The sequence below is a fragment of the Streptomyces blattellae genome (genome assembly GCF_009709555.1).
GTDB lineage: Bacteria > Actinomycetota > Actinomycetes > Streptomycetales > Streptomycetaceae > Streptomyces > Streptomyces blattellae.
Genome location: NZ_WJBG01000056.1, coordinates 1 through 14,744 on the forward strand (window position 1 = coordinate 1; position 14,744 = coordinate 14,744).

Genomic DNA, 14,744 nt, shown 5'->3' on the forward strand with positions numbered 1-14,744 from the left:
CGACCACAGGCCGCGATGTGCCGCCCGTCCGACCACAGGCCGCGATGTGCCGCCCGTCCGACCGCGGCGTCATCGTGGCCGGTCGCGGACGTCGCCGGGCCTGCTTGGCTGAAACGATGCGCTGCTGCCTGCGGGTGCCCCCTTTTACGGCGTCGTCGTGCGAGTCGCCTTCAAGAACTCCCGCAGGATTCGCTCCCCCGCCAGCACTCCCCTTTCCGGCAGCGGGCTGATCGCCGGAGCCGTCCATTCGGCGTCCGCCAGCTCGCCGTGCCCCGGGCGCCAGCCCTGGTCGGCGGCCAGCAGCAGGTCGGCGTCGAGGAGGGAGTCGCCGGCCGCGAGGGTCAGGTCGGCGCCCGTGCGGCGGGCCAGCTCGCGCACGGCCGCGCTCTTGGTCAGCGGCTTCGGGACGGCGTAGACCTTGCGGCCCTGGAGCGACACCGTCCAGCCGCGGTTCTCGGCCCAGACCGCCAGTTCCTTCACCCAGTCCTCGGGCAGCAGCTCACGCTCCACCACGAGGTACGCGAAGAGGTCCTCGGCGACCCGGTGCTTGCGCACCCACAGCGGATCGGCCGTCTCCATCAGGTGGTCCCGCACCTCCGCCAGCGACGCGCACTCGTCCGCCAGCCGGGCCGTCACCCGCGCGTGCCAGTCCGGGTCGGAGACCCCGTCCACGAGCAGGTGCCCGCCGTTCGCGCAGATCGCGTATCTCGGGGCCGGGCCGGGCAGGTTGATGCGCTCGTACTGCTTGCGGGTGCGGGTGGTCGTCGGCACGAAGACCGCCGCGTCGCCCAGCTCCGTCAGCAGCCCGGCCGCCGTCTCGGTCATGTACGACAGCGGCTTGCTCTCATGCACCTCCACGCACAGCAGCCGGGGTGCCCGCGCGTCCGGCATCGTGAGGGCGAGGGCCCCGGTGGAGTAGATGAGCGTACGGTCGAGGTCGCTCGCGACCAGCACCGGCATCAGACCGTCACCGCCCTGCCGTCGGCACCCGTCGCACCGCGCGTGTACTTGGGGTGGATCAACCCCACACAGGTGTAGGGGAGTTCGGCGACCTCGTCCACCGGGACACCTCTCTGTTCGGCCAGCAGTCGTACGTGGTCCAGGTCGGCGCCCGCCCCGGCCCGCGCCAGGATCCGCCACGGCACCCGGCGCAGCAGTACGCGCGTGGTCTCGCCGACGCCCGGCTTGACCAGGTTGACGTCATGGATGCCGTACTCCTCGCTGATCCGCTCGACCGCCGTCCAGCCCTCCCAGGTCGGTGAACGGTCCGCCGCCAGCAGTTCCTTGGTGAGTGAGTCCACCGCGTCCGCCACCTCGGGGAAGCGCGCGGACACCGCGTCGAGGAAGTCCACCGACACATCCGCGCCGGCGAGTTCGCGGTAGAACTTCGCACCGTGGTAGTCGTGCGGCCCGACCAGGTCCGCGCGCAGCACTGTACGTGAAATCAGGCCCGACACCGTCGAGTTGAGGCAGGCGGACGGGATGAGGAAGTCCTCCCTGGTGCCGTACGTCCGCACGCACGAGCCCGGGTCGGCCAGCACCGCGATCTCCGGGTCGAAGCCGGACACCCCCTCGGCCTCCTCGAACTCCCGCAGGGCGTCGGCAAGTTCGCGGGTGATGGCGCCCTTGCCGGTCCAGCCGTCGACGAACACGACGTCGGCGGGGTCGTGATGGGCCGCCAGCCAGCGCAGCGCGTTCGCGTCGATGCCCCGGCCGCGCACGATCGACACCGCGTAGTGCGGCAGGCCGAGGCCGTGCCGGTGCTCGGCCCAGCGGCGCATCAGGACGCCGACGGGCGTACCCGCGCGGGCGAGGGACACCAGGACCGGACGGGGTGACCGCTCGGCGAGGACCAGTTCGGTGACGGCACCCACCGCCCGCGCGATCCGCGCCGCGGACGCGTCCAGCGCGGCGTGGAACAGCTCCTGGTACTGCTCGCTGGGCTGGTACTCCACCGGCAGCGACTCCGCGTAGTGCGCGCCGCCGCTCTGGATGGCCTCCTCGCGCTCCTCGGTCGGCGCCTCCAGCGTGACGTCCGAGAGGTCCTGCAGCAGCCAGCCGACCTCCTCGGGCGCATACGAGGAGAAGGCGGGGCCGCGCAGGGGCTCGGGCAGCATGGAGGGCCTTTCGGGGGCGAGCTGAGGGTCGGGGACGTACGACGGCACGACCGCGAGCAGGACGTGCGGGGTGTGCGCGGCGAGCCGTGCCAACAGGCCCTCGGGCGCGTGCAGTTCGGGGGTGTCGGCGGTGGAGTCGAGCACCGCGATCACGGCGTCGAAACCGGCGCCGGCCACGTTGTAGGCGTAGCGATCGCCGGGGCCGTCGGCCGGTTCGTCGTGCGCGGGGAACACGAGGCGGGTGCGGATCGCGTAGCCGGGGTCGTCGACCGCGAGGACGGGTGAGCGGGTGGTGGTGGAGTAGCGCACCTCGGTGTCCGCGATCTGCTCCAGCTCACGGGCGAGTCTGAGCGGGGCGTACATCAGCTCTTCGAAGCCGAGGACGTGCACGCGGTGCGCGTCGGCGGGGAGTGCCTCCGCGAGGCGGGCTGCCATCGCGGGGAGGGCCTGCTCCAGTCGTATTCGATGCGCGGGGGTGAAGCCGTGGCGACCGCCGTCGGGGAGGCCCGGGGGCCAGTGCAGTTCGACGCGGGTGACTCGGTCGACTCGGTCGTCAGGCGGCTGCGGGCCGGTGGGGGCTGGTCGTGCCCACGCGGCGGTGGCCGCAGATTCGACACAGTCCCGCGCCCCCAGGGGGGCGGTCCGGCCGTCGGTCTCAAGGCTCGCGGCCCCTGCGTCGCCCTCCAGGGGCGCGGGGCTGTGTCGATGTGCGGCTCCGCCCGGGGTTGCGACCAGCCCCGACGCGCCCGCGGCCGACCGACCACCCCGCGCAGCACTCTCCGCCTCGTACCGCGCCACCAGCTCCCGCCCCTTCTCCAGCACCCCCTCCGGCAGCCGCACCGTCCCTGAAGCCGCCGCCACCAGATCGACCCGCGCGCCGATCTCCCCGGCGAATTCCGCGAGGCGCCCCGCATCCGCCGCCGACCGCATGTCCACCAGCGCGACGATGACGTACCGCCGCCTCGGATACCGCTCATGAAGATCCCGGACGGTGTTCAGCACCGTGTTCCCGGTGGAGAACTCGTCGTCGACCAGGACGAGTGGGCCGTCTCCGGCGAGCAGTGCCGGATCCTCCGGGAGCAGCAGATGCGAGGTGGCGTGGGAGTGGGACTCCTCGAAGCCGCCGGCGGGGGCGACGCCGGGGACCGGGCGGCGGGTGGAGTGCAGGTAGGGCGCGAGGCCGAGGCCGTCGGCGACGGAGTGGCCGAGTCCGGTGGCGGTCTCGGCGTATCCGAGGACCACCGCGCGGCCCGCCTCTTCGTCGCCGAGCAGCTCACGGACCCGGCGGCCGAGTGCGAAGCCGGAGCCGTACACCACGGACGGTGACTGCGGTACGTGCTTGCCGAGCACGTTGGAGACCAGCAGATGCGCCCGTTTGGGGTTGCGGCGCAGCGCGAGCCCCAGCAGGCCGGCCAGCTGGTCGTCGCCGACGAGTTCGACGCCGAGCCGCTCGGCGACCCAGCTGCCGGTCCACACCTGGTCCGGCCCCCCGTTGTTCACTGCCTTGTTCATGCGTCCCTTGGTGTTCAGCCGGATCCGGGCAGGTTCAGCCGGGTATTCCGGCGGCGAGCAGCTCGACGAAGCCGATGTCCTCGTTCGCCACACCGAAGACCTCGGCGCGCATCATGGTCCTCTCGGCCCATGCGCGATGCGGCTTCACTTCATTCATTTTGTTCGTGTACGCCGACCTGAGCACACCCCCGCCGCCGCGTTCGGGCCGCAGGATGTCCTGTGCGTCACTGAACTCCTCATGGCTGACCACGGAGAGTGCGTGCACGGGCAGGACGTGCGAGGGGTGGATGCAGGTCTTGCCGAGCAGGCCGTTGGCCTGGTCGAGGGTGATCTCGCGCAGCAGCCCGTCCATGGAGTGCTCGATCAGCGCCTCGCGCAGCGCCTCGGCCTGACCCTCCAGGAAGGGGCTGCGGCGCAGCTGTGGCTTGAACATGCGTTCCTGCACGCGGAAGTACTCCCACACCGGCCCCGTGACCGTGAACCCGGTGCCGTCCGCACGCCCCAGCATGTTCACCACGTCGGCGATCACGGAGGCGACGATCTGGACGTCGTACGCCGTCATGTCGGGGGCTCTGCGCAGGCCGTACGAGGAGCAGAAGTCGGTGACGCCGAGGCGCAGCGCCAGCACCCGCTCGCGGTACTTGTCGACCGCGCGGAAGACGCCCTCAAGGGTCTCCACCCGGGACTCGCGGTACAGCAGCTCCGGCGATTCGAGCACCGGCATGGCGAACAGCCGCCGGCCGCTCGCGCCCTCGGCGGTCGCCAGGGCCTCCAGGAAGGGGATGCCGCGTTCCTCGGTGAACTTCGGCATCACGAATCCGGACAGCAGCCGGACGGCGGGGCCGAGGCGCCGCACCAGGTCGGGGATCTGTTCGGGGGTACGGACCCGGATGAAGAGCAGGGGCAGGCCGGCGTCGGCGTCCTCCTGCCCGGCCAGCTCGGTGAACTGCCGTACGAGGTTCTCCTCGGCGACCGGGACCTCCGAGTCGTCGATCGAGTCCTCCAGGCACAGCACCATCGAGACCACGCCGCGGCCTGCCTGCTTGACGATGTCGTCCGCGAGCCGTGCCCGGGTGGCCGGACTGTAGAGCGTGGCGCCGAGGGCGGCGGAGAGTCGCCGGGACGGGGAGTCGGCGTCGAACTCGCACGGCTCCTGATGGAAGAGGCGCTGCCGCACCTCCGGGGCGATGTGCCCGAAATGACGCATATGGACTCCCCCGTGGCGGCTGGGCAACCTGCGGTCGGTGATAGGTGGCCGGTAATAGTACGTAGAGGCCTATGTCTGGGGTTCCCGCCGGGCATGAATTTCAGGTAACGCAGGCCGGCACAGCAGGTAGGGGATCAGTACCCCCGCGTTGTCGTGACCAGGACCGAGAAGGCAGGATGACCGCATGACGCACGCGATGCTGAAGGGGTCGAACATCCCACTCCATGTCACCACGGTACGTGCCGTGGTGCGCTGGACGCCCGGGCAGGGGGTCCCGGATGTCGACGCCTCGGCGCTGCTCCTCGGCCCCGACGGACGTGTGCGCTCCGACGAGGATTTCGTCTTCTACAACCAGCCCCGGCACCCCTCCGGGACGGTCTGGCGGCTCGGCCAGAAGCGGGGCGCCGAGGGCCCGACCGACACGATCCAGACAGATCTCTCCGGTGTCGAGGCCGACGTCAGCCAGATTCTGCTGGTCGCATCGGCCGATGGGGTCACCTTCGACCGCGTACAGGGCCTGCGCATCGCGCTGTACGACCCCGCCGTCGCCGACGGTGAGCCGCTGGCCTACTTCGACATCAAGCCCGAGACCGGCGAGGAGACCGCGCTGATCTGCGGTGAGCTGTACCGGCGTGGGGAGGGGTGGAAGTTCCGGGCGCTGGGCGAAGGCTACTCGGACGGGCTGAAGGGGCTGGCGTCCGACTTCGGGATCTCGGTGGACGAGTCGGAGGCGGCGCAGGAGGAGGCGGCGGTGCCTGTTCCGGTGCCTGCGACCGCTCCAGGGCGGCCGTTGCCTCCGGAGCAGCCGGCGTACGGGTATCCGCATCCGACCAGTCAGCCCGCGTACGGTTACCCCCAGCCGGTGACCGCCGTACCGGACACGGAGTTCCACCTGCCACCGCAGGGCCCGCAGTTCATCGGTCGCCAGCTGTAGCGCGGGCGGGGGCGAGTCGCGCAGCCCGGCGCTTCCGGGGTGCCGCCTGCGCCCACCCGTGCCGCCCCAGGCGGCACGGCTGCCCGCGGCTACGGCTGGGCGAAGCGCCCCTTTGGGGGCGCGGGGCTGTGTAGATGTGCGGCTACCGCCGCGCGGGCGCGACCAGCCACAACGGACCTAAGGCCGCCGAACCACAAGAAGCCCCGCCCCCCTACGCGCACCCGCCAAGACACAGCGTCAGCGTTCCGCCTTCGTCTTGTAGCCCCGCCCCCACTGCAACCCCCACCCGTACAACCGATCCAGCTCCGCCTGGAAGCCGTACACGAACTTCACCTCGCGGCGGACGATCATCTCGCCCTTGACGTTCTCGATCATGACGACCGCGCAGGAGCGGGCCTGCGGGTGGCGTTCGTCGAGGCTGATTTCGATGCGGGGGCCGTTGCTGGGGTAGAGGGTGACGATGGCGTGGGTACGGTCGAAGGCCGGGGTCTGGTCGTAGATGTAGACGAAGACCAGGACCCGCTTGATGGCCTCGCGATGGTCGAGGTTGACGTAGATCGTCTCACCGGACCCCGAGCCGAACCGGTCGTCGCCGCTGAGCTTGACGTACGGCGCGGCGTTCACGTCACCGAAGAGCCCGCCGAGCGGCTGGACGACCCCCTTCGTGCCGTCCATCAGCTCATACAGGCAGCCCAGGTCCAGGTCGACGTTGACCATGCTCTGGCTGTGACCGAGCACTTCCGGCGGCTTGAGCGCCCGGAAGGGATGCCGCAGCAGGCTCTCCCGCTGGGAGCCGCCGATGTCGGAGGTCCGCATCCGCCAGGCCAGGTTGACGCGCAGATGGCCGGTGGCCGCGTCCTGCTTGGTCAGTGAGACCTGGCTGTGCCGCTTGGTCAGTTCGATCGCGTTGCTCGATGCGCTGCCCGAGTCGTACCGGGCCTCGCTCCGCCCACGCCAGAGCAGTCCGTCCAGCAAGCCCATTTTCCGCCCCCACGTCCGCGTCAAAGTCCGGCGGGGCGGCCACGAGGACTCGCCTCGAAGCCGCCCCGCACAGAGCGTTCCTCACCTACAGCGGTGTCACACCCCGGACGAGACCTCAGTCTTCTCGTCCGAGCCTGCTTTTCCCTCGGCCGCCGCGATGGCGCGGTTGCGGCGGACGGAGGACCAGAAGGACCAGCCGATCAGGACGACGCCGATGAGACCGGTGATGAGCTCGCTGATCTCGTACTGGATGGTGACCAGAAGGATCACGGCGAGCGCGCCGATCGCGTAGTGCGCGCCGTGCTCCAGGTAGACGTAGTCGTCGAGGGTGCCCTGGCGGACCAGGTAGACCGTGAGCGACCGGACGTACATCGCGCCGATGCCGAGGCCGAGGGCCATCAGGATGATGTCGTTGGTGATGGCGAAGGCGCCGATGACTCCGTCGAAGGAGAAGGACGCGTCCAGGACCTCAAGGTAGAGGAACATGAAGAACGCGGCCTGGCCGGCCAGGACGATCGCCGGGCGCTGCTTGCCCTCGCGTTCCGCCGCTTCCTCCTCCTCGTGCTCCCGCTCCTCCTCTTCCTCAAGCTTGTCCTCGAAGTAGCCGGAGAGACCGCCGACGATCATGTACGTGATGAGGCCGGCGACACCGGAGAGCAGAACCGTCTCTGCCTTGTCGGCACTCCCCGCGTGCAGATGAGCGTGGGTCGCGAAGGTCATGGAGGTGATCAGCAGGACGATCAGCGCGATGCAGACCGACAGCATGTCGACCTTGCCGAGCTTGGCCAGCGGGCGCTCAAGCCAGCCGAGCCACTTGATGTCGCGGTCCTCGAAGATGAAGTCGAGGAAGATCATCAGCAGGAACATGCCACCGAACGCGGCGATCGACGGGTGGGCGTCGGTGACGAGCTGCTCGTACCGGTCCTTGTCGTTGAGCGCGAGGTCGACGGCCTCGATGGGCCCCATCGAGGCGCTGATGGCGACGATGACGACGGGAAAGACCAGCCGCATACCGAAGACGGCGATCAGCACGCCGATGGTGAGGAAGATCTTCTGCCAGAAGGCATTCATCTTCTTCAGGATCCCGGCGTTGACCACCGCGTTGTCGAAGGACAGCGAGATCTCAAGGATGGAGAGGATCGCCACGACACCGAAGGCCTCCCACCCCCCGATGAAGATGGCCGCGACGAGGCCGGCCGCGGTGACCGCGAACGACCAGCCGAAGGTTTTCAGAACCACTGGCTACCCAATCCCTTGTGTTCGGGGTGTACGGGTCTCCCCCGCGCCGCACCCGGCTTTACGAAACCTTGAAGCCGAAGTCTAGTCGGCGCCCCGTCGCGCTCCATGAGGGCCCGGCTTTAGCTCATACTGCGCAACGAGTAGCGTGATGCACAACAGGTAGCGCAATACGAAACTAGGAAACGTTGACCCCGAAGTCGAGCGCGATGCCCCTGAGCCCTGACGCGTACCCCTGTCCCACCGCCCTGAACTTCCACTCTCCCTGGTACCGGTAGACCTCGCCGAAGATCATGGCGGTCTCGGTGGAGGCGTCCTCGCTCAGGTCGTAGCGGGCGAGTTCCTGGCCGTCGGCCTGGTTCACGACGCGGATGAAGGCGTTGCTGACCTGACCGAAGGTCTGGCCGCGCTCGTCGGCCATATGGATCGAGACCGGGAAGACGATCTTCTCGCACTGGGCCGGCACCTTGGAGAGGTCGATCAGCAGCGACTCGTCGTCACCGTCGCCCTCACCGGTGAGGTTGTCGCCGGTGTGCTCCACCGAGCCGTCCGGACTCTTGAGCTGGTTGTAGAAGATGAACCACTCGTCACCCATGACCCGTCCGCCGTTGCACATCAGCGCGCTGGCGTCGAGGTCGAACGGGGCTCCGGTGGTGGAGCGAGCGTCCCAGCCGAGACCGATCATCACCTGAGTGAGGTTCGGTGCGGCCTTGGACAGGGAGACGTTTCCTCCCTTGGCGAGCGTGACGCCCATGTGCTGGTCCTCCCCTTGGAGCCGGTCTTTCGGATCGCCCCGGGGACGCGGGGTCTGCACGCACCAGACCCCGCTCACCGGCGCTTTGCCGGGCACCGTCTCTCGGAGTCGGGCTGATCCGAAAGACAGACCCGGTGAATCCTGTGCGGTTGTACGGAGTACTGCGCGCCCGGCGCCGTACCCAAACGGTGCGGCGCCGGGCGGGTGAGGCAGTCGGACCGGCTCAGACGTTCACTCCGAAGTCCTGCGCGATGCCGCGCAGGCCCGAGGCATAGCCCTGGCCGATGGCGCGGAACTTCCACTCCGCGCCGTGCCGGTACAGCTCGCCGAAGACCATGGCGGTCTCGGTCGAGGCGTCCTCGGAGAGGTCGTACCTGGCGATCTCGGCGCCGCCGGCCTGGTTCACGACGCGGATGAACGCGTTGCGGACCTGGCCGAAGGACTGCTGGCGGTTCTCGGCGTCGTAGATCGAGACCGGGAAGACGATCTTCTCGACGTCCGCCGGGACACCGGCGAGGTTGACCTTGATCTGCTCGTCGTCGCCCTCGCCCTCACCGGTGAGGTTGTCGCCGGTGTGCTCGACCGAGCCGTCCTGGCTCTTCAGGTTGTTGAAGAACACGAAGTTGGCGTCACTGCTGACCTTGCCCTCCGTGTTCGTCAGGATGGCGCTGGCGTCGAGGTCGAAGTCGGTACCGGTGGTGGTGCGCACGTCCCACCCCAGACCGACGATGACCGCGGTGAGGCCGGGCGCCTCCTTGCTCAGCGATACGTTGCCGCCCTTGCTGAGGCTGACTCCCACGAGTCCTCCCAATGATGTCCAGGGGCGGTCAGCCCCGTTGTGCGTTGGTATCGGATCAACGATTCGATCCTAGTGACCGGTTCCCCGACCTCGCAGGCCCTGGGACCGAAGAATCACAGCCCGAAGAATCACAGGCTGTCGAGCGCTTTCACGTACTCGTTCAGGTCACGGGCGTCCGGCAGGCCGTTGACGACGGTCCAGCGCACGACGCCTTCCTTGTCGATGACGAAGGTCCCGCGCACCGCGCAGCCCTTGTCCTCGTCGAAGACGCCGTACGCGCGCGAGGTCTCGCCGTGCGGCCAGAAGTCGGACAGCAGGGGGTACTCCAGGCCCTCCTGCTCGGCGAAGACGCGCAGGGTGTGGATGGAGTCGTTGGAGACGGCGAGCAGCCGGGTGTCGCGGTCGGTGAACGTCGGCAGGTTGTCGCGCAGCGCGCACAGTTCGCCGGTGCACACGCCGGTGAAGGCGAACGGGTAGAAGAGCAGCACCACGTTCTTGTCGCCGCGGAAGTCGGACAGCCGCACGGCCCTGCCGTGGTTGTCCTTGAGCTCGAAGTCGGGTGCCTTGTCGCCGACCTGGATCGCCATCGTCGTAGAACCCTTTCGGTGGGGCTGTTCGGGTGGTGAGAACACCCTATGCAGCGTCCACCTCGGGCCGTCGGACGGGCTGAGTGAATTCATTCAGCCCGTCCGCCGTTCGGGGACGAGGCCGGGGTTACTTCTTGGACTTGGCGGCCTTGGGCGTCACCAGCCGGCTGCCGCTCCAGTCCTTGCCCACGCTGACGCTCTTGGACGCGGACAGCCCCGCCGTGGTCGCGGCTTCAGAGATGTCGCTCGGCTCCACGTAGCCGTCGCGGCCGGTCTTCGGCGTCAGCAGCAGGATCGAGCCGCCCTCTTCGATGTACGTGGTGGCGTCCACCAGCACATCCGTGAGGTCGCCGTCCTCGTCGCGGAACCAGAGCACCACGGCATCGGCGACGTCGTCGTAGTCCTCGTCCACAAGGTCACTGCCGATCACTTGCTCAATGGCCTCGCGGAGCTCCTGGTCTACGTCCTCGTCGTAGCCGATCTCCTGGACCACCTGCTCGGGCTGGAACCCCAGCCTGACGGCAGGGCTCGTCTCCGCGTGGTCCGCGGTCGCGCTCACGGGTTGCCTCCTGATCATGTCTTGGTGAATAACTCAGCCACGCGCGTGCGCGAGGCATTGGCCGTAGTCCACACGGGCGGGGCGGATCGCGCAAGTACCCGGCCGTTCAGACCGCCGAAACGGTGACGATCCTGGCTGTCTCGCCGCAACTCCCGGCAGGGCGCCCCAAGCCGTACGTGACATACGCCACACCTTTCTGCCCTCTTTGTGCGTTTGGGAACCCTATAGGAGCGTCAAGCTTGGGTTACCTCGAAGTAGAGATGACGTTTTCCATACCGAGGTAGACGATGGTGGACGGTGCTGGGCACCCGCAGACCCCGAAAAGCAGACCTCCGACAGGTAAGGAACACCGTGGCTTCCGGATCCGATCGAAACCCGATCATCATTGGCGGCCTTCCGAGTCAGGTTCCTGACTTCGATCCCGAGGAAACCCAGGAGTGGCTCGACTCCCTCGACGCCGCCGTCGACGAGCGCGGCCGGGAGCGGGCCCGCTATCTGATGCTGCGGCTGATCGAGCGGGCCCGTGAGAAGCGCGTGGCCGTGCCCGAGATGCGCAGCACGGACTACGTCAACACGATCGCCACCAAGGACGAGCCGTTCTTCCCCGGCAACGAGGAGATCGAGCGCAAGATCCTCAACGCGACCCGGTGGAACGCCGCAGTGATGGTCTCGCGCGCCCAGCGTCCCGGCATCGGCGTCGGCGGTCACATCGCGACCTTCGCCTCCTCCGCCTCGCTCTACGACGTGGGCTTCAACCACTTCTTCCGCGGCAAGGACGAGGGCGACGGCGGCGACCAGGTCTTCTTCCAGGGGCACGCCTCACCGGGCATCTACGCCCGCGCGTTCCTGCTCGACCGCCTGAGCGAGGAGAACCTGGACGGGTTCCGGCAGGAGAAGTCGAAGGCGCCGTACGGGCTGTCCAGCTATCCGCATCCGCGGCTGATGCCGGACTTCTGGGAGTTCCCGACCGTGTCGATGGGCCTCGGCCCGATCGGTGCGATCTACCAGGCGCGGATGAACCGCTACCTCCAGGCGCGCGGCATCGCGGACACCTCCGCGTCGCATGTGTGGGCGTTCCTCGGGGACGGCGAGATGGACGAGCCGGAGTCGCTCGGCCAGCTGTCCATCGCGGCCCGCGAGAGCCTCGACAATCTGACCTTCGTCGTCAACTGCAACCTGCAGCGCCTCGACGGCCCGGTCCGCGGCAACGGCAAGATCATCCAGGAGCTGGAGTCGGTCTTCCGGGGCGCCGGCTGGAATGTGATCAAGCTGGTCTGGGACCGCACCTGGGACCCGCTGCTGGCCCAGGACCGGGACGGCGTGCTCGTCAACCGGATGAACACCACGCCGGACGGGCAGTTCCAGACGTACGCCACCGAGACCGGTGGCTACATCCGTGACCACTTCTTCGGCGACGACCACCGGCTGCGCGCCATGGTCGAGAACATGACCGACGACCAGATCCTGCACCTGGGCCGCGGCGGTCACGACCACCAGAAGATCTTCGCGGCGTTCTCGGCGGCCAAGGCGCACAAGGGCCAGCCGACGGTGATCCTGGCCAAGACGATCAAGGGCTGGACACTGGGCCCGAACTTCGAGGGCCGCAACGCCACGCACCAGATGAAGAAGCTGACGGTCGCCGACCTCAAGGGCTTCCGCGACCGGCTGCACCTGCCGATCTCCGACAAGGAGCTGGAGAGCGGGCCTCCGCCATACTACCACCCCGGGCGGAACTCCGAGGAGATCCAGTACATGCACGACCGCCGCAAGGGGCTCGGCGGTTACGTCCCGACCCGCGTCGTGCGCTCCGAGCCGCTGCCGCTGCCGGGCGACAAGGCGTACGCGACCGTGAAGAAGGGCACGGGCCAGCAGTCGATCGCGACGACCATGGCCTTTGTCCGGCTGCTCAAGGACCTCATGCGGGACAAGGAGATCGGCAAGCGGTTCGTGCTGATCGCGCCGGACGAGTACCGCACGTTCGGCATGGACTCGTTCTTCCCGAGCGCGAAGATCTACAACCCGCTGGGCCAGCAGTACGAGTCCGTCGACCGTGAGCTGCTCCTCGCCTACAAGGAGTCCCCGACCGGGCAGATGCTGCACGACGGCATCTCCGAGGCGGGCTGCACGGCCTCGCTGATCGCGGCCGGCTCCTCGTACGCCACGCATGGCGAGCCGCTCATCCCGGTGTACGTCTTCTACTCGATGTTCGGTTTCCAGCGCACCGGTGACCAGTTCTGGCAGATGTCGGACCAGTTGGCGCGCGGCTTCGTGCTCGGTGCGACGGCCGGCCGTACGACTCTGACCGGTGAGGGTCTGCAACACGCCGACGGACACTCGCAGTTGCTGGCCTCGACCAACCCGGGCTGTGTGGCGTACGACCCGGCGTACGCGTACGAGATCGCGCACATCGTGCAGGACGGGCTGCGCAGGATGTACGGCGGCGACGCGGAGCATCCGCACGGCGAGGACGTCTTCTACTACCTCACCGTCTACAACGAGCCGATCCAGCACCCGGCCGAGCCTGCGGGCGTCGACGTCGAGGGCATCCTCAAGGGCATCCACCGGCTCTCCGCCGGGACGTCGGGGTCGATTCCGGCGCAGATCATGGCGTCCGGGGTGGCGGTGCCGTGGGCGCTCGACGCGCAGCGGATCCTCGCCGAGGAGTGGAACGTGAAGGCCGACGTGTGGTCGGCCACCTCCTGGAACGAGCTGCGGCGCGATGCCGTGGCGTGCGAGGAGCACAACCTGCTGCATCCCGAGGAGGAGCAGCGGGTGCCGTATGTGACGCGGAAGCTGAGCGGGGCCGAAGGGCCGTTCGTGGCGGTTTCCGACTGGATGCGGTCGGTTCCGGACCAGATCTCGCGGTGGGTGCCCGGGACGTATCAGTCCCTGGGGGCCGATGGCTTCGGGTTCGCGGACACCCGTGGTGCGGCTCGGCGGTTCTTCCACATCGACGCGCAGTCGATCGTGGTGGGTGTGCTGACCGAGCTGGCGAAGGAGGGGAAGGTGGACCGGTCGGTGCTGAAGCAGGCCGTCGACCGGTACCAGCTGCTGGATGTCTCGGCCGCCGATCCCGGGGTCGCGGGCGGCGACGCGTAGTGCTGCGCCGGCCGTAGCGGTTGAGTTGAGCCGTGGCGGTTGAAGGGGCGGTGGAGCCTGGGGCTTCACCGCCCCTTCACGTTCCCTACGATGCGGGGATGGAGGAGCAATCGCCGCAGGAGCGCTGGGAACAGCGCAGTCAGTGGCCGCTGATGGTGCTTGCCGTGCTGTTCGCCGTCGCCTACGCCGTGCCGATCGTGGCCACGTCCGCGGGGCGCTCGCTGACGGCGGCCTGCACGGTGGTCGAGTGGGTGGTGTGGGGGGCGTTCGCCGCGGACTATCTGGTGCGGCTGTGGCTGGCGCCGCATCGTGGGGAGTTCGTACGGCGGCACTGGCTGGACCTGTGTGCGGTGGTGCTGCCGCTCGTCCAGCCGTTGCGGCTGCTGCGGCTGGTGTCCACGGTGATGCTGGTGGGGCGGCGGGCGCGGATGGCCTCGCAGATCCAGCTGACGACGTATGTCGCCGGGACGGTGGTGGCGTTGCTGATGTTCGGGTCGCTCGCGGTGCTGTCGGTGGAACGGGAGTCGCCGAACGGGAACATCAAGACGCTGGGTGACGCGGTGTGGTGGTCGTTCACGACGATGACGACCGTGGGGTACGGCGATCATTCGCCGACCACTGGGCTGGGGCGGATTCTCGCGGTCGGGCTGATGTTGTCCGGGATCGCGCTGCTGGGTGTCGTCACGGCGAACATCGCTGCGTGGTTCATCGCGCGGTTCGAGTCCGATGACGCGGAGGAACGGCGGCAGACGGAGGCGATCGCCGCGCTGACGGAGGAGGTGCGGGCGCTGCGGGCGGAGGTGGCGGCGTTGTCGGGGGCGGCGGGGGTTGTGGTGCCGGGGGGTCGGGACGGGCGGCGGCAGTAGGAGGCGGGGGGCTGGGGGGTGGGGTGAGGCTGGGGGGTGAGGGTGAGGCCGGGGGGTGAGGGTGAGGCCGGGGGGTGAGGGTGAGGCCGGGGG

General features: G+C 68.8%; 12 protein-coding genes. 3 read left to right on the forward strand and 9 right to left on the reverse strand.

The window, feature by feature from the left end; genetic code table 11:
• Window positions 1-144 precede the first annotated feature (144 nt).
• From GFH49_RS01370 to GFH49_RS01380, 3 genes are read right to left on the reverse strand one after another with little or no spacing between them, the layout of a single operon-like run.
• The gene (locus GFH49_RS01370) at window positions 145-960 is read right to left on the reverse strand and encodes an HAD family hydrolase (RefSeq protein WP_155053876.1); all 816 of its coding nucleotides are present in this window, start codon (window positions 958-960) and stop codon (window positions 145-147) included.
• Window positions 960-3,629: a phosphoribosyltransferase gene (locus GFH49_RS01375; RefSeq protein WP_155053877.1), complete on the reverse strand. Its 2,670-nt coding sequence runs from the start codon at window positions 3,627-3,629 to the stop codon at window positions 960-962. Before GFH49_RS01375 ends, GFH49_RS01370 begins: the two co-directional genes overlap by 1 nt.
• 34 nt (window positions 3,630-3,663) lie before the next feature.
• On the reverse strand, window positions 3,664-4,836 hold the full coding sequence (locus GFH49_RS01380; protein ID WP_155053878.1) for an HpcH/HpaI aldolase/citrate lyase family protein: 1,173 nt from the start codon (window positions 4,834-4,836) through the stop codon (window positions 3,664-3,666).
• Between the two features lie 184 nt (window positions 4,837-5,020).
• Between GFH49_RS01380 and GFH49_RS01385 the strand changes: the two genes are divergently transcribed.
• Window positions 5,021-5,770, forward strand: a complete 750-nt coding sequence (locus GFH49_RS01385) for a TerD family protein (protein ID WP_155053879.1) — start codon at window positions 5,021-5,023, stop codon at window positions 5,768-5,770.
• Window positions 5,771-6,007: 237 nt separating this feature from the next.
• On the opposite strand, the gene GFH49_RS01390 is transcribed toward GFH49_RS01385, so the two are convergent.
• The 6 genes from GFH49_RS01390 to GFH49_RS01415 form a co-directional block, all read right to left on the reverse strand.
• Entirely contained in the window at window positions 6,008-6,751 is a 744-nt protein-coding gene (locus tag GFH49_RS01390; RefSeq protein WP_155053880.1) for a TerD family protein, read from the reverse strand.
• Window positions 6,752-6,847: 96 nt separating this feature from the next.
• Window positions 6,848-7,990, reverse strand: coding sequence for a DUF475 domain-containing protein (locus GFH49_RS01395; protein ID WP_155053881.1), 1,143 nt, complete (start codon window positions 7,988-7,990; stop codon window positions 6,848-6,850).
• A gap of 175 nt (window positions 7,991-8,165) precedes the next feature.
• On the reverse strand, window positions 8,166-8,741 hold the full coding sequence (locus tag GFH49_RS01400) for a TerD family protein (RefSeq protein WP_155053882.1): 576 nt from the start codon (window positions 8,739-8,741) through the stop codon (window positions 8,166-8,168).
• Window positions 8,742-8,964: 223 nt separating this feature from the next.
• A complete protein-coding gene (locus GFH49_RS01405) occupies window positions 8,965-9,540 on the reverse strand; it encodes a TerD family protein (protein WP_155053883.1) in 576 nt (191 codons plus the stop codon).
• Window positions 9,541-9,668: 128 nt separating this feature from the next.
• Window positions 9,669-10,127 (reverse strand): peroxiredoxin, encoded by a 459-nt coding sequence (locus GFH49_RS01410; RefSeq protein ID WP_155053884.1) that lies wholly within the window; start codon window positions 10,125-10,127, stop codon window positions 9,669-9,671.
• 127 nt (window positions 10,128-10,254) lie between these two features.
• Window positions 10,255-10,686 (reverse strand): DUF3052 domain-containing protein, encoded by a 432-nt coding sequence (locus GFH49_RS01415; protein ID WP_155053885.1) that lies wholly within the window; start codon window positions 10,684-10,686, stop codon window positions 10,255-10,257.
• A gap of 351 nt (window positions 10,687-11,037) precedes the next feature.
• Here GFH49_RS01415 and aceE point away from each other — a divergent pair, with 351 nt between their 5' ends.
• Together aceE and GFH49_RS01425 are read left to right on the forward strand one after the other, a co-directional pair.
• Window positions 11,038-13,785, forward strand: a complete 2,748-nt coding sequence (gene aceE, locus GFH49_RS01420; protein ID WP_155053886.1) for a pyruvate dehydrogenase (acetyl-transferring), homodimeric type — start codon at window positions 11,038-11,040, stop codon at window positions 13,783-13,785.
• A gap of 98 nt (window positions 13,786-13,883) precedes the next feature.
• Window positions 13,884-14,651 (forward strand): potassium channel family protein, encoded by a 768-nt coding sequence (locus tag GFH49_RS01425; RefSeq protein ID WP_155053887.1) that lies wholly within the window; start codon window positions 13,884-13,886, stop codon window positions 14,649-14,651.
• Window positions 14,652-14,744 lie beyond the last annotated feature (93 nt).